The sequence below is a fragment of the Streptomyces sp. NPDC058326 genome, assembly GCF_042879855.1.
Classification (GTDB): domain Bacteria; phylum Actinomycetota; class Actinomycetes; order Streptomycetales; family Streptomycetaceae; genus Streptomyces.
In genome coordinates, this window is record NZ_JBHVZO010000009.1 from 196,111 (window position 1) to 219,056 (window position 22,946).

Annotated in this window: 21 protein-coding genes; 18 read left to right on the forward strand and 3 right to left on the reverse strand. The window is 71.8% G+C overall.

Annotated elements, in window-relative coordinates:
• Positions 1-37: 37 nt before the first annotated feature.
• From ACFVYX_RS18990 to ACFVYX_RS19050, 13 genes are all read left to right on the forward strand, one after another.
• Entirely contained in the window at positions 38-1,318 is a 1,281-nt protein-coding gene (locus ACFVYX_RS18990) for an MFS transporter (RefSeq protein ID WP_389682525.1), read from the forward strand.
• A gap of 69 nt (positions 1,319-1,387) precedes the next feature.
• Positions 1,388-2,749 (forward strand): Pup--protein ligase, encoded by a 1,362-nt coding sequence (gene pafA / locus ACFVYX_RS18995; RefSeq protein ID WP_384897356.1) that lies wholly within the window; start codon positions 1,388-1,390, stop codon positions 2,747-2,749.
• A 117-nt stretch (positions 2,750-2,866) separates the two neighbouring features.
• A complete protein-coding gene (locus ACFVYX_RS19000) occupies positions 2,867-3,805 on the forward strand; it encodes an FKBP-type peptidyl-prolyl cis-trans isomerase (RefSeq protein WP_389682526.1) in 939 nt (312 codons plus the stop codon).
• Positions 3,806-3,848: 43 nt separating this feature from the next.
• Complete coding sequence (locus ACFVYX_RS19005) at positions 3,849-4,229, forward strand: FKBP-type peptidyl-prolyl cis-trans isomerase (RefSeq protein WP_073818451.1); 381 nt, start codon at positions 3,849-3,851, stop codon at positions 4,227-4,229.
• 141 nt (positions 4,230-4,370) lie between these two features.
• Entirely contained in the window at positions 4,371-5,327 is a 957-nt protein-coding gene (locus ACFVYX_RS19010; protein WP_389682527.1) for a helix-turn-helix transcriptional regulator, read from the forward strand.
• Positions 5,328-5,343: 16 nt separating this feature from the next.
• Positions 5,344-6,309 (forward strand): helix-turn-helix transcriptional regulator, encoded by a 966-nt coding sequence (locus ACFVYX_RS19015; RefSeq protein ID WP_389682528.1) that lies wholly within the window; start codon positions 5,344-5,346, stop codon positions 6,307-6,309.
• 177 nt (positions 6,310-6,486) lie between these two features.
• Positions 6,487-6,750 carry a hypothetical protein gene (locus ACFVYX_RS19020; RefSeq protein ID WP_055598400.1) on the forward strand — a complete coding sequence of 88 codons (264 nt, stop codon included), beginning with the start codon at positions 6,487-6,489 and terminating at the stop codon, positions 6,748-6,750.
• 64 nt (positions 6,751-6,814) lie between these two features.
• Positions 6,815-7,012: a hypothetical protein gene (locus ACFVYX_RS19025; protein ID WP_389682529.1), complete on the forward strand. Its 198-nt coding sequence runs from the start codon at positions 6,815-6,817 to the stop codon at positions 7,010-7,012.
• Between the two features lie 185 nt (positions 7,013-7,197).
• Complete coding sequence (gene tatA, locus ACFVYX_RS19030) at positions 7,198-7,500, forward strand: Sec-independent protein translocase subunit TatA (protein WP_389682530.1); 303 nt, start codon at positions 7,198-7,200, stop codon at positions 7,498-7,500.
• A gap of 106 nt (positions 7,501-7,606) precedes the next feature.
• Complete coding sequence (gene tatC / locus ACFVYX_RS19035; protein ID WP_389682606.1) at positions 7,607-8,509, forward strand: twin-arginine translocase subunit TatC; 903 nt, start codon at positions 7,607-7,609, stop codon at positions 8,507-8,509.
• A gap of 40 nt (positions 8,510-8,549) precedes the next feature.
• The gene (locus tag ACFVYX_RS19040; protein ID WP_389682531.1) at positions 8,550-9,479 is read left to right on the forward strand and encodes a diacylglycerol kinase; all 930 of its coding nucleotides are present in this window, start codon (positions 8,550-8,552) and stop codon (positions 9,477-9,479) included.
• A gap of 44 nt (positions 9,480-9,523) precedes the next feature.
• Complete coding sequence (locus ACFVYX_RS19045) at positions 9,524-12,352, forward strand: DEAD/DEAH box helicase (protein WP_389682532.1); 2,829 nt, start codon at positions 9,524-9,526, stop codon at positions 12,350-12,352.
• 181 nt (positions 12,353-12,533) lie between these two features.
• On the forward strand, positions 12,534-13,931 hold the full coding sequence (locus ACFVYX_RS19050; RefSeq protein ID WP_389682533.1) for a cytochrome P450: 1,398 nt from the start codon (positions 12,534-12,536) through the stop codon (positions 13,929-13,931).
• A 98-nt stretch (positions 13,932-14,029) separates the two neighbouring features.
• Here ACFVYX_RS19050 and ACFVYX_RS19055 read toward each other — a convergent pair whose 3' ends face one another.
• Together ACFVYX_RS19055 and ACFVYX_RS19060 are read right to left on the reverse strand one after the other, a co-directional pair.
• Positions 14,030-14,866, reverse strand: a complete 837-nt coding sequence (locus tag ACFVYX_RS19055) for a siderophore-interacting protein (RefSeq protein ID WP_389682534.1) — start codon at positions 14,864-14,866, stop codon at positions 14,030-14,032.
• Positions 14,867-14,968: 102 nt separating this feature from the next.
• On the reverse strand, positions 14,969-15,874 hold the full coding sequence (locus ACFVYX_RS19060; RefSeq protein ID WP_389682607.1) for a 5'-3' exonuclease H3TH domain-containing protein: 906 nt from the start codon (positions 15,872-15,874) through the stop codon (positions 14,969-14,971).
• Between the two features lie 467 nt (positions 15,875-16,341).
• Between ACFVYX_RS19060 and ACFVYX_RS19065 the strand changes: the two genes are divergently transcribed.
• From ACFVYX_RS19065 to ACFVYX_RS19080, 4 genes are all read left to right on the forward strand, one after another.
• Entirely contained in the window at positions 16,342-17,394 is a 1,053-nt protein-coding gene (locus ACFVYX_RS19065; RefSeq protein ID WP_389682535.1) for a glycine betaine/L-proline ABC transporter ATP-binding protein, read from the forward strand.
• Positions 17,387-19,198 (forward strand): ABC transporter permease/substrate binding protein, encoded by a 1,812-nt coding sequence (locus ACFVYX_RS19070; RefSeq protein WP_389682536.1) that lies wholly within the window; start codon positions 17,387-17,389, stop codon positions 19,196-19,198. The genes ACFVYX_RS19065 and ACFVYX_RS19070 overlap by 8 nt, the downstream gene beginning before the upstream one ends.
• A gap of 161 nt (positions 19,199-19,359) precedes the next feature.
• Complete coding sequence (locus ACFVYX_RS19075) at positions 19,360-19,911, forward strand: helix-turn-helix domain-containing protein (protein WP_389682537.1); 552 nt, start codon at positions 19,360-19,362, stop codon at positions 19,909-19,911.
• A 147-nt stretch (positions 19,912-20,058) separates the two neighbouring features.
• Positions 20,059-20,787 carry a helical backbone metal receptor gene (locus ACFVYX_RS19080; RefSeq protein ID WP_389682538.1) on the forward strand — a complete coding sequence of 243 codons (729 nt, stop codon included), beginning with the start codon at positions 20,059-20,061 and terminating at the stop codon, positions 20,785-20,787.
• Here the strand turns inward: ACFVYX_RS19080 and ACFVYX_RS19085 are convergent.
• Positions 20,714-21,886 (reverse strand): TDT family transporter, encoded by a 1,173-nt coding sequence (locus tag ACFVYX_RS19085; protein WP_389682539.1) that lies wholly within the window; start codon positions 21,884-21,886, stop codon positions 20,714-20,716. The genes ACFVYX_RS19080 and ACFVYX_RS19085 overlap by 74 nt on opposite strands.
• 70 nt (positions 21,887-21,956) lie before the next feature.
• On the opposite strand from ACFVYX_RS19085, the gene ACFVYX_RS19090 reads away from it, so the two are divergent.
• Positions 21,957-22,934, forward strand: a complete 978-nt coding sequence (locus ACFVYX_RS19090) for a LysR family transcriptional regulator (RefSeq protein WP_389682540.1) — start codon at positions 21,957-21,959, stop codon at positions 22,932-22,934.
• The last annotated feature ends 12 nt before the right edge of the window (positions 22,935-22,946 follow it).

Here is a 22,946-nt window from a genome sequence, read left to right on the forward strand (position 1 = left end):
TAAAACCTCGGGGTGATCCGAGGCGAGGGGAGACCACATGGCCACCGAGGCCCCGGCGCGAGGCGGCTATCTCGACATACTCCGGGCACCGCACGCCGCCCGGCTGCTCGCCGGCACCCTGGTCGGGCGACTGCCCAACGGCACCGGCCCCATCGCCCTCACCCTCTTCGTCCGCGACCAGGGCGGCAGCTACACCCTCGCCGGCGGCCTCATCGCCGCCTACGGCGTAGCCACCGCCGTCGGCCAGCCCCTCCTCGGCCGCGCCGTCGACCTCAAGGGCCAGCCCCGGGTCCAGCTGCCCGCCGCCGTCCTCTCCGCCCTCGGCATGGCCCTCCTCGCCCTCACCGGCATCGGTCACCTCGCCCTCGCGTACGCGGCCGTCGTCCTCGCCGGCCTCTTCACGCCGCCCCTGGAGGGCGGACTGCGCGCCCTGTGGCCGAGCGTCCTGGGCCGCGAGGACCGGGTCCATCGGGCATATGCCCTCGACGCGGTCGCCCAGGAGGTCATGTTCACCGCGGGCCCGCTGCTGCTGACCCTCCTCGTCTCCCTGTGGTCGCCCGCCGCAGCCCTCCTCGTCATCAACCTCCTCGGCGTCCTCGGCGCCCTCGCCGTCGTCCTCTCCGAGCCCTCCCGCGCCTGGCGCTCCGCACCCCGGGAGGCCCACTGGCTGGGCGCCCTGCGCTCGCCGGGGCTCCTCGCCCTCCTCGGCTCGTTCTTCTTCGTCGGCCTGGCGCTCGGCTCCATCACCGTCGCCGCCGTCGCCTACGCCGACGACCGGGGCACCCCGTCCGTCTACGGCTGGCTGATGGCCGCCCTCGGCCTCGGCGCGCTCCTCGGCGGTGTCGCCTACGGCGCCCGGCAGTGGACCGGAGAACCCGAGCGGCGCCTGCGCGTCCTCGTCCTGCTCCTCGCGGTCTGCTACCTGCCGCTCGCGCTCACGCCGGGGCCCGTGGCCATGACCGGTCTCTCGGTCCTCTCCGGCGTGTTCCTGGCGCCCGTCCTCGCCTGCGCCTTCATCGTCGTGGACCGGCACGCGCCGCGCGGCACCGTGACCGAGGCCTTCTCCTGGCTCGTCACCACCTTCGGCGTCGGCTCGGCCCTCGGCTCGGCCGTCGCCGGACCCGCCGTCGAACTCGCGGGGACCGCCACCGGATTCGCCGTCGCCGGGGCGGGCGGCCTGGTCGCCCTCCTCGTCCTCCTCGCCACCGGCCGTGTCCTCGGCGCGCCCACGGGCTCCGGCCCCGCCGCGGCCGACGCGCGACACGCCGTCGGTGCGGGCGCCCCCACCTCCGTACACAGCGAAAAGAACACGCACTGATCGGAAAATGATCGAAACGGGAACGTCCAACCCGGTTTCAGCACAGGCCGTCAGGCGTAATGTTCAGACATGGACCGCCGCATTTTCGGGCTGGAGAACGAGTACGGCGTCACGTGCACGTTCAGGGGACAGCGCCGACTGTCTCCTGACGAAGTGGCGCGCTACCTCTTCCGCCGTGTCGTGTCATGGGGCCGCAGCAGCAATGTCTTCCTGCGGAACGGCGCCCGCCTGTACCTGGACGTGGGATCGCATCCGGAATACGCCACACCGGAATGCGACGACGTGACCGAACTGGTCACCCATGACAAGGCAGGCGAGCGCATTCTCGAGGGCCTGCTCGTCGACGCCGAACGCCGCCTGCACGAGGAGGGAATCGCGGGCGACGTCTACCTCTTCAAGAACAACACCGACTCGGCCGGAAACTCGTACGGGTGCCACGAGAACTATCTCGTCGCCCGTCACGGAGAGTTCTCCCGCCTCGCGGACATCCTCATTCCGTTCCTCGTCACCCGGCAGCTCATCTGCGGCGCGGGAAAGGTCCTCCAGACCCCCCGGGGCGCGGTCTTCTGCGTCTCCCAGCGCGCCGAGCACATCTGGGAGGGCGTCAGCTCCGCGACCACCCGCTCGCGGCCCATCATCAACACCCGGGACGAGCCGCACGCCGACGCCGAGCGCTACCGCCGGCTGCACGTCATCGTCGGCGACTCGAACATGTCCGAGACGACCATGCTGCTCAAGGTCGGCGCCACCGACCTGGTGCTCCGCATGATCGAGGCGGGCACGGTGATGCGCGACCTGACCCTGGAGAACCCGATCCGGGCCATCCGCGAAGTCAGCCACGACATCACCGGCCAGCGCAAGGTCCGGCTCGCCAGCGGCCGCGAGGCCTCGGCGCTCGAGGTCCAGCGCGAGTACTACGAGAAGGCCGTCGACTTCGTCGACCGCCGCGGGATCCGGTCCGGGACGGTCGCGCAGGTCCTGGAACTGTGGGGTCGTACGCTCGACGCGATCGAGAGCGAGCGGCTCGACCGGATCGAGACCGAGATCGACTGGGTCATGAAGCACCGGCTCATCGAGCGCTACCGGGCCAAGCACAACATGACCATGTCGAACCCGAGGGTCGCGCAGATAGACCTCGCGTACCACGACATCCACCGCCGTCGCGGGCTCTACTACCTGCTCCAGAAGAACGGGCAGGCGGCGCGGATCTGCAACGACCTGAAGATCTTCGAGGGCAAGTCGGTGCCCCCGCAGACCACTCGGGCCAGGCTCCGCGGCGACTTCATCCGCCGAGCCCAGGAGCAGCGGCGGGACTTCACCGTCGACTGGGTCCACCTCAAGCTGAACGACCAGGCGCAGCGCACGGTGTTGTGCAAGGACCCGTTCCGCTCCGTCGACGACCGGGTCGAAAAGCTGATCGCCGGAATGTAGACAGGTCGTATCGGCCGCTGGGCCCCGCACATCAGACGTGCGGGGCCCTCGACGTGACAGGAGGGTCCCCTAGAGTGTCGGCACAACTACTTGTGCCGTCTGAGATCTGAGGAACACGTGCGCCGACTTGCCGGCCTTCTCGTCGTCCCGCTGCTGCTGCTCTCGACAGCGGCGTGCGGCAGCGACGACAAGGGCTCCGATTCCGCCTCGATGAAGAACGGACTGCCCGCCATCACGGCAGGTGCCAAGTTCGGGGAGAAGCCGACCCTCTCCAAGGGCGAGGGCGACCCGCCCAAGGAACTCAAGGTCAACGTCATCAGCGAGGGCAAAGGCGCGGTGACGAAGAAGGGTGACGCGCTCCAGGTGAACTACCTGGGTCAGGCCTGGGACTCCGCCACACCCTTCGACAACAGCTTCGACCGCGGTCAGCCGTTCGATCTGACCCTCGGGGCCGGCGGCGTCATCAAGGGCTGGGACCAGGGCCTCGAGGGGCAGAAGGTCGGCAGCCGCATCGAGATCGGCATCCCGCCGGAGCTCGGTTACGGCGCGCAGGGCCAGGGCGACATCAAGCCCAACGCCACCCTCGTGTTCGTCGTGGACATCCTGAAGTCCGTCACGATCCCGAAGTCCGCCACCGGCACCCCGGTCGCCCAGGAGAACAAGGACCTGCCGAAGGTCGGGACGAACACCGACGGCAAGGCACCCACGCTGACCGTTCCGAAGGTCGACGCGCCGACCAAGCTCGTCTCGAACTACGTGGTCGAGTCCAAGGGCGAGGCCGTGAAGGCGACCGACACGGTCGTCGTGAACTACGTCGCCGCCCTCTGGAAGGACGGCAAGGTCTTCGACTCGACGTACACCGCCGGCAAGCCCGCGAACTTCCCGCTCGCGAACCTCACGCTGAAGGGCCTGAAGGACGGTCTCGTCGGCAAGAAGGTCGGCAGCCGCGTCCTCATCGTCGCCCCGCCGTCGGAGGCCTTCGGAGACAAGGAACAGCAGGGCATTCCGAAGAACTCCACGCTGGTGTTCGCCGTGGACATCCTGACGAAGATGTAAGACTGTCCCGATCGCGCAGTTCATCAGTATGAGGAGCAGTTCAGTGAGCATCGAGAAGCCCGAGATCGACTTCCCGGGTGGCGAGCCGCCGAAGGACCTGGAGATCAAGGACATCTGGGAGGGCGACGGCGAGCTCGCCGAAGCCGGTGACTTCGTGAAGGTCCACTACGTCGGCGTGTCCTTCGACTCCGGCGAGGAGTTCGACGCCTCCTGGAACCGCGGCGCCCCGCTCGACTTCAACCTCGGCGCCGGCCAGGTCATCCAGGGCTGGGACCAGGGCGTCCAGGGCATGAAGGTCGGCGGCCGCCGTCAGCTGGTCATCCCCGCGCACCTCGCCTACGGCGACCGCGGGGCCGGCGGCAAGATCGCCCCGGGCGAGACGCTGATCTTCGTCTGCGACCTCGTGGGCGTGACGAAGCGCTGACCCGCGCACCCCGTGACCGGTCGGTCACGTTGAGGGCCCCCGCCGTCCACGGCGGGGGCCCTCGGCTTGGGCCCCGACACCCCGGGGCGGTACGGTCGGACGTCCGACAAGTGGATCCGGCAGAAGAGGTGCGGGGCGTCGATGGCGATTGCCAAGTCCGAGCGGCTGATGAATCTCGCGCTGTGCCTGCTCGGGACGCGCCGCCCGCTGAGCAAGCGGGAACTCCGCGGCTCCATCGAGGCCTACCTCGAAGCGAGCGGGGACGACGCGTTCAACCGCATGTTCGAGCGCGACAAGGACGATCTGCGCGAGCTCGGCCTGGTCATCGAGACCGTCGAGAACCTGGAGGGCGAGACCGGTTACCTCGCCCGCCGCGACTCCAACCGGCTGCCGCCCATCACCCTCGACGCCGAGGAGGCCGCGGCGCTCGGCCTCGCCGCGAAGGTCTGGCAGCAGGCCCGCCTCGCCGGGGCCGCCAGCGGCGCCCTCCAGAAGCTCCGCGCCGCCGGCATGCCGGAGGCGGAGGACTCGTACGACACCCAGCCCAGCGCCCTCGAACCGCGCATCCCGGTCCACGAGGCCGCCTTCGAGCCGCTGATGCTGGCCTGCCGCGACCGCAGGCCCGTCGTCTTCGACTACCGCAAGGCCAACGCCGCCCGCCCCGAGACCCGTCAGGTCGAGCCCTGGACCCTCGAATGCTGGCGCGGCCACTGGTACCTGGCCGGCTGGGACCGCGACCGGGGCGCCGAGCGCGTCTTCCGGCTCTCCCGGATCACCGGCAAGGTGCGCTCCCGGGCCGGAGCCTTCACCGCGCCCGTCCCCGACGTCGTCACCGTGCGGGAGACCGTGGAGAGCTGGGCGGGGGAGACCGCCACCCGATCCGCCCGGATCCGGCTGCGCACCGGCTGCGGCTACCCGCTGCGGGCCCGCGCCCAGTCCGTACAGGAGGGCGCCGACGGCTGGGACGATCTGGAGATCCCGTACGGGCACGGGCTCGACGCCTGGCTCGTCGAGTTCGGCCCCGATGTCGTCGTACTGGAACCGGCCGATCTGCGGGCCGACGTGGTGGACCGGCTGCGCGCCGTGGCCAAGGGCTGAGGGGGAGACGTACCGCATGGCTGCCAACGCGATCGACCAGACGAGGCGGATGCTCTCGCTCGTCACCTATCTCCGGGAGCGCCCCGGCGCTCACGTCGCTGACGTGGCGCGCGCCTTCGGGATCACCGAGGACGAGCTGATCTCCGACCTGGACGTGCTGCCCATGTGCGGCACCAGCTTCCGCGGCGGGGACCTTCTCGACATCGACACCGACGGCGACCGGATCTGGTGGCGCAACCCGAGCGCACTCAGCGCCGAGGCCGCCGCGCCGCTGCGGCTCGCCGCCGACGAGGCGACGGCCCTCCTGGTCGCCGCCCGTGCCGTCGCCACCCTGCCGGGACTCCGCGAGAGCGACCGCGAGGCGCTGCTCCGCGCCACCGCCAAGCTGGAGGCAGCGGCCGGCGAGGCCGCCGGGGCCAGCTCCCGGCTCTCCGTGACCTTCGAGTCCGAGGGTGGGGTCTTCGCCGAGGTCGACCGCGCGATCTCCGAGCGCCGGCGCCTCTGGGTGCGCTACTACTCGCCCGCGCGCGACGAGCTCACCGAGCGCGAGGTCGATCCGATCAGGCTCTTCGCGGTCGGCCACACGTACATGGAGGCGTGGTGCCGGCTCTCCGAGGCGCGCCGGACGTTCCGGCTCGACCGGGTCGTCGAGATCCGCATCCTCGACGAGCACGCGGCACCGCCGGAGCTGGAGCTCCGCGACCTCTCCGAGGGCCTCGTCCAGCCGTCCGCCGACGACCCGGAAGTCGTCGTCGAGGTCGGTCCCGGCGGGCGCTGGGTCGCCGAGTACTACCCGCACGACCGGGCCGACGAGCTGGCCGACGGCGGCCTGCGGATCACCCTGCGCACTCCGGACCCGGCGTCGCTGCGCCGGCTCGCGCTGCGGCTGGGCAGCGACGGGCGGATCGTCGCGCCGCAGGAGCTCGCCGACAGCGCGAGGACGGTGGCCGCCGCGGCGCTCGCCGCGTACGACGGCGAGTGACGTTCTCCGCCCGGGGGACGCTGATACGGACGTAGCCGCCGACGCGGTGCGGCCGTACGCGGGCGTGGTGCGGACGTAGGCCCGGGTGCGGAGGTACGCCGAGGCGGTGCGGCCGTACGCCGACGTGGTGCGGTCGTACGCGGGCGCGTGGGCGCGGGAGAGCTGGGGAGACGAGAGATGAGGGAAATGTCGGTGATGCACGGTTTTACCGCGACGGTGGCCCCGGTCCTCTTCAAGGCCGCCTGCCCCGACTGCCGTTCCCGCTTCGAACTCTCCGCGAGCGCCCTGCGCCTCGCCATCGGGGCGAGCCGCCGCACCACCTTCTACTCCTTCACCTGCCCCGAGTGCGGCAGCTCCGTCCGCAAGCCGGCCGGTGAGCGCATCGTCGAACTCCTCACCGGCGGCGGCGTCCGGACCCTGCGCCTCCACACCACCGTCTGACCCCGTCCGGCCCAGGCGGCCCGCACCGTCCGGGCCTCCCTGCCCGAACGTCTAGGCTCGTTCCATGTTCTGGCCCATGCTCGCCATCGCCCTCGGCTTCCTCGGCCTCGCCGTGCTCGGCGTCCTCGCCGTCAAGGTCTTCCTCGAGGTCCAGCGCCTCGGCCGTCAAGTGGCCCATACCACACAGCGGATCAATCAGGCGGCCGAAGAGCTCGAAACCGCCGCCGTCGGTCTGGCCCGAACCGGCGAGAACCTGCGCTGAGTCCGTGCCGTACGCTGCGGGAAGCGGCCCATGACCGGGAACGCGGGACGCAATCGGGAGTATGCACGGGCATTGCCCTGTGTTTACTCCTGCGGGTTACGATCGCAGGCAGCGCGGTGGCCGGACGTCTGTCCGACCCGCCGGGCACGCACTCCATGTCGCCTCGGTGAAGAAGGTACACAGCTATGGGTAGGCTCGGCCCCACCGAGATCATTCTGATTCTCGTCGTCATCATCCTGCTGTTCGGTGCCAAGAAGCTCCCGGACATGGCCCGCTCGCTCGGCAAGTCGGCCCGCATTCTCAAGAGCGAGGCCAAGGCGATGAAGTCGGACGACCAGCAGAGCGCCCCCGCTGACCCGCCGGTCGCCGGAACCGGCACCGGCACCACCGCCCCGGACCAGCCCGCCCCGCGCACCATCCAGGCCGCTCCCGGAGACGTGACCAGCTCGCGTCCCGTGACCGAGCCCTCGGACACCACCAAGCGCTGACCCCGGTCCGCCGCGGCCGCCGCACCGGGCGGCGGCCTGCCGCACGAGATGAGGACGTGGGTTGCCCAAGTCTGCCCGCAAGCAGGAGAAGGATCCCGAGGGCCGGATGCCCCTCGTGGAGCACCTGCGTGAACTCCGCAACCGACTGGCGAAAGGTCTCCTCGCCGTCGCAGCGGTGACGATCGTGGCCCTCGTGTACAGCGAGGAGCTGATGCAGTTCCTGACGAAGTCGGTGCCCACATGCGCGGAGGGCGTCACCAGTGACGGCGGCAACTGCGCGATCGTCTCCTTCAACACGCTCATGGCCCCGTTCAGCACGACGATCCAGCTGTCGCTGACCGCGGGCCTCGTTGTCGCGAGCCCGGTCTGGCTCTACCAGCTGTGGGCCTTCGTCGCGCCGGGACTGCACAAGAGCGAGAAGAAGTACACGTACGCCTTCGTCGGTGCGGCCGTGCCGCTGTTCTCCGCCGGCGCCTACCTCGCGTACCTCATCCTTCCGATCAGCGTGAAGGTCCTCATCAGCCTTACGCCCGCAGGCTCCGCGAACATTCTCTCGCTCGGCGACGTCCTCGACTTCACCCTGCGCATGGTGCTCGTCTTCGGCCTCGCCTTCGAGCTGCCGCTCGTCCTGGTGATGCTCAACCTCACCGGTGTCCTCACCGGCCGCCGCATGGCAGGCTGGTGGCGCGGCGTGATCATGGGCGTCTTCGTCTTCGGTGCCGTCATCACCCCGACCACCGACCCCGTCGGCATGATCGCCCTCGCCGGACCCATCACCGTCCTGTACTTCGGCGCTGTCGGTTTCTCCCTCCTCAACGACCGGCGACGCAGGCGCAACGACCCCGACGCCGAACTCGACGACGACGAGGCCTCCGTGCTCGACCTCGGCCCCGCGCCCGTCGCGGCCGTCGAACCGGTCGCCGCCTCCCGCGCCCTGCCCGAGCAGGCGAGCGGAGAGCCCGGAGCGATCAGCCCGCACCGGGCCAACGGTTACGACGACATCACCTGATCTTGTAAGGTCCCCCCAGACTCCGTCCGGGGGGACCCCCATGACCAGCGACATCACCCTCTTCGTCAACCCCGCCGCGGGCCGCGGCCGCGGCGCCCACGCCGCCCAGCCCGCCGCCCGCGCCCTCAGGGACGCAGGCTTCACCGTCCGCACCGTCCTCGGACACGACGCCGCCGACGCCCTGCGACGCGCCCGCGAGGCCGTCGCCGCGGGCACCGGAGCCCTGGTCGCCGTCGGAGGCGACGGCATGGTCTCCCTCGCGCTCCAGGCCGTCGCCGGTACCCGTACCCCCCTCGGGGTCGTCGCCGTCGGCACCGGCAACGACTTCGCCCGCACCCTCGGCCTGCCGGTCCGCGACCCCGGCGCCGCGGCACGGCTGGCCGCCCGGACCATCAAGGGCGCGGGGCCCCGCGCCATCGACCTCGGCCGCGTCACCGGCGGCACCCGCACCCGCTGGTACGGCACCGTCCTCGCCTCCGGCTTCGACTCCCGCGTCAACGACCGGGGCAACCGCATGCGCGTCCCCGCCGGCCGCTTCAAGTACGACCTCGCGATCCTGGCCGAGCTTGCCGGCTTCCGGCCTGTCCCGTACCGCCTCACCCTCGACGGCGACCAGGTCGTGGAGGTCGACGCGACTCTCGTCGCCGTCGGCAACGGCAGCTCCTACGGCGGCGGCATGCGCATCTGCGCCGAGGCCCGCACCGACGACGGACTGCTCGACGTCACCGTCGTCGGCGACTGCGACCGCATCACCCTGATCAAGGTCTTCCCCCGCGTCTACAAGGGCACGCACCTCAGCCACCCCAAGGTCACCACCTACCGGGCCCGCTCACTCACCCTCGAGGCCCCCGGTACCACCGGGTACGCCGACGGAGAACCCCTCGGTCCGCTGCCCCTCACCGTGGAATGCGTCCCCGGCGCCCTGCGCGTCCTCGCCCCCGGAACAAGCCCCTCCGCTTCCCCTCGATAAAGATCGCGTCGCTGTCACAGGGGGCGGGTAGGCTCGACAACAAGATGACAGAGGACCTCACACCAGCCCAGGCGTACGCGGCCGCCCTCGCCCGCAACGCCGAGCAGGCCACCGCGCTGGCCCCCTTCCGCGAGATGTACGAGTTCGGCCTCGACCCCTTCCAGATCGAGGCGTGCAAGGCACTCGAGGCGGGGAAGGGCGTGCTCGTGGCAGCGCCCACGGGCTCCGGCAAGACCATCGTCGGCGAGTTCGCCGTCCACCTCGCCCTCACCCAGGGCCGCAAGTGCTTCTACACGACACCCATCAAGGCGCTGTCGAACCAGAAGTACGCCGACCTCGTCAGACGGTACGGCGCCGACAAGGTCGGCCTCCTCACCGGTGACAACAGCGTCAACGGCGACGCGCCGATCGTGGTCATGACCACCGAAGTCCTCCGCAACATGCTGTACGCGGGATCCCAGGCCCTCTCCGGCCTCGGCTACGTGGTCATGGACGAGGTCCACTACCTCTCCGACCGCTTCCGCGGCGCCGTCTGGGAGGAAGTGATCATCCACCTCCCCGAATCGGTCACCCTCGTCTCGCTCTCCGCGACCGTGTCGAACGCCGAGGAGTTCGGCGACTGGCTCGACACCGTCCGCGGCGACACCGAGGTCATCGTCTCCGAGAGCCGCCCCGTCCCCCTGTGGCAGCACGTCCTCGCCGGACGCCGGATGTACGACCTCTTCGAGGAGGAGACCGACCACGGAGGCCGCGGCGCGTCCCGGCGCGAGGTCAACCCCGACCTCCTCCGCCTCGCCCGCACCGAGAACACGCGCACGTACAACCCGCGCGAGCGGCGGCGCGGCAAGATGGTCCGCGAGGCCGACCGCGAGCGCGAGCGCCGCCAGCGCACCCGCATCTGGACCCCCGGCCGCCCCGAGGTCATCGAGCGCCTCGACGCCGAGGGACTCCTGCCCGCCATCACCTTCATCTTCAGCCGCGCCGGCTGCGAGGCCGCCGTCCAGCAGTGCCTCTACGCCGGACTCCGCCTCAACGACGACGAGGGACGCCGACGCGTCCGCGAGATCGTCGAGGAGCGCACCGCCTCCATCCCGGGCGAAGACCTCCACGTCCTCGGCTACTACGAGTGGCTCGAAGCCCTGGAGCGGGGCATCGCCGCCCACCATGCCGGCATGCTCCCGACCTTCAAGGAAGTCGTCGAGGAACTCTTCGTCCGCGGCCTCGTCAAGGCGGTCTTCGCCACCGAGACCCTCGCGCTCGGCATCAACATGCCCGCGCGCACCGTCATCCTGGAAAAGCTCGTCAAGTGGAACGGCGAGCAGCACGCCGACATCACCCCCGGCGAGTACACGCAGCTCACCGGCCGCGCCGGACGCCGTGGCATCGACGTCGAGGGCCATGCCGTTGTCCTCTGGCAGCGCGGCCTCGACCCGGAGCACCTGGCCGGGCTCGCCGGCACCCGCACGTACCCCCTGCGCTCCAGCTTCAGACCCTCGTACAACATGGCGGTCAACCTCGTCGACCAGTTCGGCCGGCACCGCTCCCGCGAACTCCTCGAAACCTCCTTCGCCCAGTTCCAGGCCGACCGCTCCGTCGTCGGCATCTCCCGGCAGGTGCAGAGGAACGAGGAGGGGCTTGAGGGCTACCGCGAGGGCATGACCTGCCACCTCGGCGACTTCGAGGAGTACGCGCGGCTCCGCCGCGACCTCAAGGACCGCGAGACCGAACTGGCCAAGCAGGGAGCCGCCCAGCGCCGCGCCCAGGCCGCCGGCTCCCTGGAGAAGCTCAAGCCCGGCGACGTCATCCACGTCCCCACCGGCAAGTTCGCCGGACTCGCCCTGGTCCTCGACCCCGGCATCCCGGCGGGCCGCACCAACGGCCACCGCGGCTTCGAGCACCACGACGGACCACGCCCCCTCGTCCTCACCGCCGAACGGCAGGTCAAGAGGCTCGCCTCGATCGACTTCCCCGTTCCCGTCGAGGCGCTGGAGCGCATGAGGATCCCCAAGTCCTTCAACCCGCGCTCCCCGCAGTCCCGCCGCGACCTCGCCTCCGCGCTGCGCAGCAAGGCCGGACACATCAACCCCGAGCGCCACCAGAAGCAGCGCTCCGCCGCCGCCGACGACCGCGAGATCGCCCGGCTGCGCACCGAGATCCGCGCCCACCCCTGCCACGGCTGCGACGAGCGCGAGGACCACGCCCGCTGGGCCGAGCGCTACCACCGCCTCCAGCGCGACACCCAGCAGCTGGAGCGGCGCATCGAAGGCCGCACCAACACCATCGCCCGCACCTTCGACCGGATCGTCGCACTCCTCACCGAGCTCGACTACCTCCGCGGCGGAGAGGTCACCGACAACGGCAAGCGGCTCGCCCGGCTCTACGGCGAACTCGACCTGCTGGCCAGTGAATGCCTCCGCGACGGCGTGTGGGAAGGCCTCTCCCCGGCCGAACTGGCCGCGTGCGTCTCCGCGTTGGTGTTCGAGGCGCGCCAGTCCGACGATGCCGTCGCACCCAAGCTGCCCGCCGGCAACGCCAAGGCGGCGCTCGGCGAGATGGTCAGGATCTGGGGCCGGCTCGACGCGCTCGAAGAGGAGTTCAAGATCAACCAGGCGGAGGGGGTCGGCCAGCGCGAGCCCGACCTCGGATTCGCCTGGGCCGCCTACCAGTGGGCCTCCGACAAGAGCCTCGACGAGGTGCTGCGCGAGGCCGAGATGCCCGCCGGTGACTTCGTCCGCTGGTGCAAGCAGGTCATCGACGTCCTCGGACAGGTCGCGGCGGCGGCGCCCAGGGAGAACAGCACCGTCGCCAAGAACGCCCGCAAGGCCGTGGACGCGCTGCTGCGGGGTGTCGTCGCGTACAGCTCGGTGGGCTGACGGCGTTCCTTCCCCTCTTCTCCGGCGAGTGCCCGTGGCGATCAGGCCACGGGCACTCGGCGTTGCCAGGCATTCGATCGTCGTTGTCCACAGGTGGTTGTCCACAGGGGTGGCGCGGGTCGGTCCCCTTCCGCTTGCATGGACTCACAAGCAGGGCAGGCACGTTGGGGAGGGGACTCGCATGACCACGCAAGCCGGTCATCCGCACGCCGGAACACGCGGTGGCGCCGCACCGCCGTCACCGGCCGTCGCGGAAGGCCCCCGAGGAGTACCGCTCCTCGGCAGCCTGCCCGCCTTCGGCAAGGACCCGCTCGGCTTCTTCGAACAGCTCCGGGACCGCGGCGACATCGTCCGCTGGCGCTTCGGGCGGAAGCCCTCCCTCTTCATCGCCCACCCCGACACCGTCGGCGAACTCCTCACCGAGGTCGAGCGCAGCTTCGACCAGCCCGACCTCGGCATCGCCTTCCGCACCCTCCTCGGCAACGGCGTCATCGTCTCCAAAGGAGCCGACTGGCGACGCAAGCGCTCCCTGGTGCAGCCCTCCGTGCGCCCCAAGCAGGTCCGCTCCTACGCGGCGACCATGACCGAGTGCGCCGTCGCCCTCGCCGACCGGTGGGCCGACGGGCAGGAGATCGACATCAAGAAGGAGATGGCCGCCCTCACCCAACTCATCGCCGTCCGCACCATCTTCGGCGTCGACACCGCCGCGGACGCCGAAGCCATCGGGCAGGCCATGGACATCGCGCAGAAGGAGATCGGCGCCGAGTTCAGCGGCATCGGAGCCGTGCTGCCCGACTGGGTCCCGACCCCCGGCCGCGCCCGCATCAAGCGCGCGACCGCCGTCATCGACGCGGAGGTCTCCCGCGTCGTCTCCCGCCACAGGGAAGGGGAGACCGAGCGGCCCGACCTCCTCAGCCGGCTCCTCGCCGCCCGGGACGAGACCGGCGCACCCCTGTCCGACGAGGAGATCCGCGACGAGACCGTCACCCTCTACATCGGCGGCCACGAGACCACCAGCTCCACCCTCGTCTGGGCCTGGTATCTGCTCTCCCGCAACCCCCGGGTCCGCGACACCCTTGCCGAGGAACTCGACCGCGTCCTCGCCGGCCACGAACCGGGCTACGACGACTACGCCTCCCTGACGTACACCCAGGCCGTGATCAAGGAGACGCTGCGGCTCTATCCGACGGTCTGGCTCATCACCGGCCTGGCGAAGGAAGGCGCGACCCTCGGTGGTACGGCCGTCCCCGCCGGCACCCGCGTATGGTCCAGTCAGTGGGCCACCCACCGTGACCCCCGCTGGTACGGCGACGCGGAAGCCTTCCGCCCCGAGCGCTGGCTCACCCGGGAGGACGGCGAGCCCGCCGAGGAGATACCCGAATACGCCTGGTTCCCCTTCGGCGGCGGCCCGCGCGTCTGCCTCGGCACCCGCTTCGCCCTGGTCGAAGCGGTCCTGGTCCTCGCGGTGCTCGCCCGCCGCTACCACCTGGACCTCACCACGGGCGACATCCGCCCGGTCCCGAGCCTGACCCTCCAGCCGGACCGCGACGTCCTGGCCACGGTACGAGCGCGGGGCTGAGGAGGGCTCGTCCCCCTCTCACCAGACCTCACCGGCACAGACCCGGCCGGCAGCCCCGGTGCCCGGACCGGCGACCGCCGCCCTGGACGGCCCCCGCCTCAGTTCTCCTGTTCGCGCTCCACCTGGTCGTTCCAGTCGCGCTTGATCGCGCGCCATGCCTCGTCCGACTTCCCCAGGCGCCAGTAGCCCGAGATCGAGAGGCGCTCGCGCGGCACGCCCCGGTCGAGCCGCAGGTGCCGGCGGAGTTCCTTCACGAAGCCCGCTTCGCCGTGGACGAAGGCGTGCACGTCGCCCGCCGGGAAGTCCAGGGCCTGGACGGCCTCCACCAGGGCCTCGCCCGCCGGGCGGTCGCCGCGGTGGAGCCAGGTGACGTCGACGCCCGCCGCCGTCGCGAACTTCTGCTCCTCGGTCGCGTCCGGGACCTCCACGAACGCGTGCACCCGCGTGCCGGCGGGCAGCGCCTCAAGGGCCACCGCGATCGCCGGCAGCGCGCTCTCGTCGCCCGCCAGGAGATGCCAGTCCGCCGCCGGGTCCGGCGTGTAGCCGCCGCCCGGGCCCAGGAACCGCACCGTCTCGCCCGCCGTGGCCCGCGCCGCCCACGGGCCCGCGAGGCCCTCGTCGCCGTGGACCACGAAGTCGACGGTCAGCTCCCGGTGCACCGGGTCCCACGCCCGCACCGTGTACGTCCGCGTCGTCGGCCACTGGTCGCGGGGGAACTCCGCCCGGATCCGCTCCATGTCGAACGGTTCCGGGTAGGCGACACCCTCCGGGGCGAACAGGAGCTTCACGTAGTGGTCGGTGTAGGCGCCGACCTCGAAGGCATCGAGACCGGGTCCGCCGAGGACGACCCGCACCATGTGCGGAGTGATGCGCTCGGTGCGCACCACACGTGCTTCGGTGGCCTTCGGTGCCTTGCGGGCCGGCTGCTCTGCCACGAGGTGCTCTCCTGAGTCGATGTACTTAGGTATGCCTAAGCTAGCATCCCGGCGCGCGGTCGACCCAGTGCCGCCCGCCCCCAGTACCCCGGCCCGTCCCGTTCAGCGGTCCAGGACCGGCAGCAGCCGCCCGATCGCTCCGCCGAGGCCCCAGCGCTTCACCAGCGCGTCCAGGGCCGCCGGGTCACGCGGAGCCGTCGGCAGGGCAGCGTCGAACTCCGGCAGCGGTACGTCTCCGGCGACCCGCACCACCGTCGGGGCGACGTCCAGGTACGCGGCCGCCTCCACGATCCCGCGGCGCTTGGCCGGTGTCAGCTTCGACGTCCGGTCCTCCGCCGCCGCCCGTACTCCCGCCAGGTCCCCGTACTCCGTGATCAGCTGCGCCGCCGTCTTCTCGCCGATGCCCTTCACGCCGGGCAGGCCGTCGCTGGCGTCCCCGCGCAGCGCCGCGAAGTCCGCGTACTGGTCGGGGCGCACGCCGTACTTCGCGCGGATCAGTTCCGCGTCCACCAGGTCGCAGTCGCCGACGCCCTTGCGCGGGTACAGCACCCGTACGCCCCGCGCGTCGTCCACCAGCTGGAACAGGTCCCGGTCGCCGGTGACGATGTCCACCGGCCCTCCGGCGCGGCCCGCCAGTGTCCCGATCACGTCGTCCGCCTCGTACCCCGCCGCTCCGATCCGGGCGATGCCGAGGGCCGCGAGCACCTCCTCGATCACCGGCACCTGCGGGGACAGCGTGTCCGGGATCTCCTCCTCGTCCGGACCGGTCTCCGTCTCGACGGCGACCCGGTGGGCCTTGTACGAGGGGATCAGGTCCACCCGCCACCGCGGCCGCCAGTCGTCGTCCCAGCAGGCCACCAGGTCGTCGGGGCGGTGGTCCTGCACGAGCCGCGTGATGAAGTCGAGGAGCCCGCGCACGGCGTTCACCGGCGAGCCGTCGGGGGCCCGCACGGAGTCCGGGACGCCGAAGTAGGCGCGGAAGTAGAGGCTGGCGGTGTCGAGGAGCATCAGGCGTCGAGTCACCTCTGTGATTTTAGGGCTCGGCCCGCCTCGGGGCGCTGGAGCCCGGCCCGCCGGCCTCCGGGACGCGCGGGAGCCGGACCCGGCCGTCTCCGGTCCCTTGAGCCCGGTCCGCCGGCCTTTGGGACGCGCGGGAGCCGGACCTGCCCGCCCCCGGTCCCTTGAGCCCGGCCCGCCCGCCTCCGGGACGCGCGGGAGCCGAAGCCGCCCGCCCCGGTCCCTTGAGCCCGGCACGCCCCGGCATCCGGCTCCCTTGTATCCCGTACGTGACCCCCGTCACCTTCGCGTTTCCGTCCGGTGAAGCCGGGCAGGCGCGTGCCCGGAGCGGAACCCGGTACGGGATTCAACTAAGAAATCCCCTTACGCGACGGGCCCGCGGGCCGATCCCGCCCGCTCCACGGCCCGGCCGCGCGGGGGTGGCGGGGGCCGTTCTCGTTGCTACCCGTGAGGTATATGTGTCCAGGCTGCAGGCCGACCACCTGTTCAAGGTGTTCGGCAGACGACCCGACGAAGCCGTCCGCAGGCTCGCCGACGGTGCCGACCGCGAAGAGCTGCGCGCCGAGGGGACGACAGCGGCCGTCGTGGACGCCGGTTTCACCGTCGAGCCCGGTCAGATCTTCGTCGTGATGGGGCTCTCCGGGTCCGGCAAGTCCACTCTCCTGCGGATGCTCAACGGCCTGCTCGAACCCACGGCCGGCCGGGTCCTCTTCGACGGCCGTGACCTCACCGCGCTCTCCCCCCGCGAGCTGCGCACCGTCCGCTCCACCAAGATCAGCATGGTCTTCCAGCACTTCGCGCTCTTCCCGCACCGGAACGTCCTGGAGAACGCCGCCTACGGCCTGGAGGTCCAGGGCGTGCCGCGCGCCGAGCGGGAGACCCGGGCCACCGAGGCCCTCGAACTGTGCGGCCTCGCCGGCTGGGAGAAGTCCTGGCCCGACGAGCTCTCCGGCGGGATGCAGCAGCGGGTCGGTCTGGCCCGCGCCCTCGCCACCGACGCCGACCTGCTCCTCATGGACGAGTCCTTCAGCGCACTCGACCCGCTCATCCGCCGCGACATGCAGGACCAGCTCCTCGTCCTCCAGCAGCGGCTGAAGAAGACCATCGTCTTCATCACCCACGACCTCAACGAGGCCATGCGCCTCGGCGACCGGATCGCCGTCATGCGCGACGGCCGGATCGTGCAGCTCGGCACCGCCGAGGACATCCTCGTCCGGCCCGCCGACGACTACGTCGCCTCCTTCATCCAGGACGTCGACCGTTCCCGGGTACTCACCGCCTCCGCCGTGATGACCGGCGGCGCCGTCCCGGACGACTGCCCCGCCGACTGCCTCTGCCAGGCCGTCGGACCCGACACGCTCGTCGCCGACCTGTGCGCCGTCGCGGCCCGCGCCCCGCACCCCGTGACCGTGAAGGACTCCGACGGCACCGTCCTCGGAGTCGTACCGCGGGAACGGCTCCTCGCCGCCATGGGCGGTCTCACCGGTGAAGGGGTGACCGCCCGTGCCTAGGCTTCCGCTCGGCGAGTGGGTCGACGGTTCCGTCGACTGGCTCCAGGCCCAGTTCTCCTGGCTCTTCGACGCCGTCAGCACCGGTGTCACCGGCCTCTACGACGGTATCGACGCCGTCCTGTCGGCGCCCCAGCCGCTGCTCTTCGCGGGCATCCTCGCCGTCGTCGCCTGGTGGCTGCGCGGTCTCGCCGCAGGTGTCCTCGCCTTCGGCGGGTTCGCGCTCGTCGACTCCGTCCAGCTGTGGGACGAGGCGATGGCGACGCTCTCGCTCGTCCTCGTCGCCACCCTGGTCACCCTGGTGATCGCCGTACCGCTCGGCATCTGGGCGGCCCGTTCGGACACCGTCAGCGCCGTGCTGCGGCCGGTCCTCGACTTCATGCAGACCATGCCGGCGATGGTCTACCTCATTCCCGGCATCATCTTCTTCGGCGTCGGCGTGGTGCCCGGCATCATCGCCACCATCGTCTTCGCGCTGCCCCCGGGCGTCCGCATGACCGAGCTGGGCATCCGTCAGGTCGACGGCGAACTCGTCGAGGCCGCCGAGGCCTTCGGCACCACCCCGCGCAACACGCTGCTGCGCGTCCAGCTCCCGCTCGCCCTGCCGACGATCATGGCCGGCGTCAACCAGGTCATCATGCTGGGCCTCTCCATGGTCGTCATCGCCGGCATGGTCGGCGGCGGCGGGCTCGGCGGTGCGGTCTACCGGGCCATCGGCAACGTCGACATCGGCCTCGGCTTCGAGGCGGGCGTCTCCATCGTCGTCCTCGCCATGTACCTGGACCGGATGACCGGCGCCCTCGGCCGCCAGGTCTCCCCGCTGGGCCGCCGCGCCGCCGCCAAGGCCCGCGCCGCGCTGAGCGCGAAGCGGCCCGGCGCGAAGCTCTGGGCCCACCGCCCGCAGCCCGTCACCGCCCTCGTCGGGGTCGTCGTCCTCGCCCTCGTCGCCGCTGGTACCGGCTTCCTCGGCGGCTCCGGCGTCACCTCCACCACGGCGTCGGGGCCGAACAGCGGCCACGGCAAGAAGATCAGCATCGGCTACATCCCCTGGGACGAGGGCATCGCCTCCACATACCTCTGGAAGGAGCTCCTGGAGCGGCGGGGGTACGAGGTCGAGACCAAGCAGCTGGAGGCAGGCGCCCTCTACACGGGTCTGGCCGGCGGGCAGCTCGACTTCCAGACCGACGCCTGGCTCCCCGTCACCCACGCCCAGTACTGGGAGAAGTACAAGAACAAGCTGGAGGACCTCGGCTCCTGGTTCGGCCCCACCTCCCTGGAGCTCTCGGTCCCCTCGTACGTGAAGGGCGTCGACTCCCTCGACGACCTCAAGGGCAAGGCCGGACAGTTCAAGGGCCGGATCATCGGCATCGAACCCAGCGCCGGAATGATGGGCATCCTCAAGGACAAGGTGCTCAAGGAGTACGGCCTCGAGGGCGAGTACAAGGTCGTCGACGGCTCCACGCCCGGCATGCTCGCCGAGCTGAAGCGGGCGTACGAGCGCAAGGAACCCGTCGTCGTCACCCTCTGGTCGCCGCACTGGGCCTACTCCGCCCACGACCTGAAGAAGCTCGCCGACCCCAAGGGCTCCTGGGGCAAGGGCGACGGTGTCCACACGCTCGCCCGTAAGGGATTCACCGGGGACAACCCCGAGGTCGGCGCCTGGCTGAAGAACTTCTCGCTCACCGAGAAGCAGCTCACCGACCTGGAGGCCGTCATCCAGGAGACCGGCAAGGGCAAGGAGCAGCAGGCCGTCCGCGACTGGCTTGACCGGAACCCCGGTCTCGCCGAGAAGCTCGCTCCGCAGTAACAGCCGGGGGACGGCCGACTGCTGTCCGAAAAGGGGTGGTCGCCGAACGTGTTCGGCGACCACCCCTTTTCGTCACGACGCGAAACCCCGCCCCAAAGCTGCGTAAGGTTCAGGTAACCGCCCGGTACGGGTACGCACGAGACACGAGGGAGGGAGCCGGCATGGACGAGAAGGAATCAGCCCGTGTGGGCGCGGCCGTCAAGAGGCGACGCAGAGCGCTCCAGCTCACCCTGGCCGTCGTCTCCTCCCGCAGCGGTCTCTCCGTGCCCTTCCTCAGCCAGGTCGAGAACGACCGGGCCCGCCCCAGCCACCGCTCCCTCGAACTCGTCGCCGAGGCCCTGGAGACGACGGCGGGCGAGCTCCTCGCCGCCGCCGAGGCCTCCCGTACCGTCGACGTCGTACGGTCGGAGGACGCCTCCCCGGCCCTGCCCCCGGGCGTCCGGCAGCTCGTCCGCGGCCGCCACCAGCTGCACGCCCTGGAGTTCACCGGCGAGCAGGACGCGGGGCGCGAGTTCCAGCACCGGAACGACGAGCTGCTGTACGTGGCCGACGGCGCCGCCGAGGTCGAGGCCGAGGGCCGCGCGCACCGGCTGGGCCGCGGGGACACCCTCTACCTCTCCGGCGGGGTACGGCACCGCTGGCGGGCCACCGAACCCGGCACGCGCCTGCTCGTCGTCGCCGTCGCCGACCACGTCGAGGCCGAGGTGGAATGAGGCCTGCCGCCATGCGAGGACCCGCCACGACGTGGGCCACGCCTCGATGGGGCCGCGTCCCCAAGGACGGCCCCGCCGCGAGGAGGCCTCACCGCAGTGACGGCCCCGCCACGATGACGGCCCTGCCACGATGACGGCCTCGCCGCGATGAGGGTCGTCTCCCTCGTGCCGTCCCTCACCGAGGCCGTCGCCGTCACCGCGCCCGGTCTGCTGGTCGGCGCCACCGACTGGTGCAGCCACCCCGCCGACCTCGACGTCGTCCGGATCGGCGGCACCAAGAACCCGGACGTTCCCGCCATCGTCGCCCTCCGCCCCGACCTCGTCCTCGCCAACGAGGAGGAGAACCGCGCCCCCGACCTCGCCGCCCTGCGGGCCGCGGGACTCGACGTCCTCGTCACCGGGATCCGGACCCTCGACGAGGGCCTGCGGGAGCTGGAGCGGGTCCTCGACGCCTGCGGCGCGCCCCGCAGGCCCCGGTGGCTCGACGAGGCCGAGGCGGCATGGGAGGCGGTCACCCCGGACGCGACTCGCGGAGGACCGCCGACCGCCGTCGTCCCGATCTGGCGCCGCCCCTGGATGGTGCTCGGCCGTGACACCTTCGCCGGCGATCTGCTCGCCCGCCTCGGGGTGCGCAATCTGTACGCCGGCCACCCGGAGCGCTATCCGCGCATCCCGCTCGACGAGCTCCGCGCCGCCGCCCCCGACCTGGTCGTCCTGCCCGACGAGCCGTACCGCTTCACGCGGGACGACGGCCCCGAGGCCTTCCCCGGGACCGCCGCCGCCCTCGTCGACGGGCGTCTGCTCACCTGGTACGGACCGTCCCTGGCCGAGGCGCCGCAGGCACTGGCGCGGGCCCTGCGAGCAGCGCACCGCTGACCAGACCGCGCAGGGTGTGCCGCCCGGCCACCAGCCAGGCCGCGACGAGGAACACGTACAGGCCGACCGCCAGCCAGCGGAAGACGGCGAGTCCGGTGTGCTGGGCGAGGCCCTCGGCGCCGGTCACGCACGTCCCGACGGGGAAGGTGAACGCCCAGAAGGTCATCGCGAAGCCCATGCCCTGCAGGCGTGCCCGCAGCACCATCGCCCCGGCGAGTGCCAGCCACAGCAGGGCGAAGCCCATGACGGGCACCCCGTAGAGGACGGCGAAGGCGGCGAAGCCGTGCGCGTACGGGGCGGGCAGGACGCCCGGCGCCACGTCGGCGAAGTTGTTCGCGGCGGTCGTCGACTGGCCGAGCGGGCCGAGGACGAGGAAGAGGGTGGGGGTGAGCGCGAGCGGCAGCGGCCCGCCGGTCACGAGCCGGCCGAACACCAGCGGCAGCATGACCAGGGTCGCGAGCAGGCTCACCCCGAACATCGCCCAGCAGGCGATGAGGAGCGTCTCCTGGGCCTGCCCGGCGGGCAGATGGGGTACGAGCAGCGGGCCGAGGGCGGCGGACACCATGGGGGCGACGACCGGAAGCAGCCAGACCGGCGACGCGCTCTCGATCCGGTGGTGGACCACCATCAGGTACGGGACGGCCACCGCGGCCGCGAGGCCGACGACCGTGCCGGCGGTGAACAGGACGGTGTCGAGCGCCACGGCCACCGGAAGGCCTGTCCAGTCCCGGCCCACGATCATCGCCCCGCCGCCGACCGCGAGCAGGGCCATCGAGAGACAGCCGTAGAACGGTGCCACGGCGGGGTCCAGGAGGTGGGCGCGGGCCTGGTCGCGGTGGCGGAGCCAGTGCACCGCCCGGGCGCCGACCAGGACGAGCAGCATCGTGAACGACAGCGCCCAGACCGCCGCGCAGAACGTACGGAGGCCGGGGACGTGCGGGGAGAGCCCGGCACCGGCGTTGGCCACGATGGCCGTGCCCATCACGGACGCGTACCAGTTGGGTCCGAGGTGACGGACGGAACGGGCCGGGGAAGCGGCCGACCGGGTGCCGGGGGTGGTGGCGCCGAGGGCCGGACGAGAAGGTGCGAGGCTTGCCATGGCTCCACCGTCGCCCCGTCTTCCGGCCCCCACCAGGGATCATGCGGCTATGACGTCATAAGCTGGCTTTATGAGCGGACAGAAGCGGGGCGGTGACACGTACGGGGGTGACCCGCGCGACGCCGAGGCGTACGGCGGCGCGGTCAGGGCACAGCTCCACCACCGGGTCCCGGACCTCGGCGCGCTCGAACTGCTCCTCGCCGTCGCCCGGCACGGCAGCCTCGGTGCCGCCGCCCGCGAGGTCGGCATCACCCAGCCCGCCGCGAGCAGCCGCATCCGCTCGATGGAGCGGCAGCTCGGCGTGGCCCTGGTCGACCGCTCGCCGCGCGGCTCACGGCTCACCGACGCCGGTGCGCTCGTCACGGACTGGGCGCGGCGGATCGTGGAGGCGGCGGAGGCCTTCGACGCGGGCGCCCAGGCGCTGCGCGGGCGGCGGGACTCACGGCTGCGGGTGGCCGCGTCCATGACGATCGCCGAGTACCTGCTGCCGGGCTGGCTGATCGCACTGCGCGCCGACCGCCCCGACACGGCCGTGTCACTCCAGGCCGGCAACTCGGCGGTGGTCGCGGAACGGCTCCTGGCGAACGAGGCGGACATCGGTTTCGTGGAGGGGCTCGCCGTGCCCGACGGTCTCGACGGGGTGGTCGTCGCACACGACCGGCTCGCGGTCGTCGCCGCCCCCTCGCACCCATGGGCGCGCCGCCGGGGCCCACTGGACCCGGCGGAGCTGGCCGCGACCCCACTGGTCCTGCGGGAACGCGGCTCCGGCACCCGGCAGGTCCTGGACGCGGCGCTCTCCGCCCACGGCGGCCTCGCGCAGCCGCTCCTCGAACTAGCCTCCACGACGGCGGTGAAGGCGGCCGCGGTGAGCGGCGCCGGCCCCGCGGTCCTCAGCGAACTGGCCATCGCCGAGGAACTGGCCTCCCGCCGCCTGGTGGCCATTCCGGTGGCAGGAGTCCTCCTCCGCCGCGACCTCCGCGCGGTCTGGCCCACCGGCCACCGCCCCACGGGCCCGGCCCGCGACCTCCTGTCCCTGACACGCGGCTAGGGGGTGTCTGCC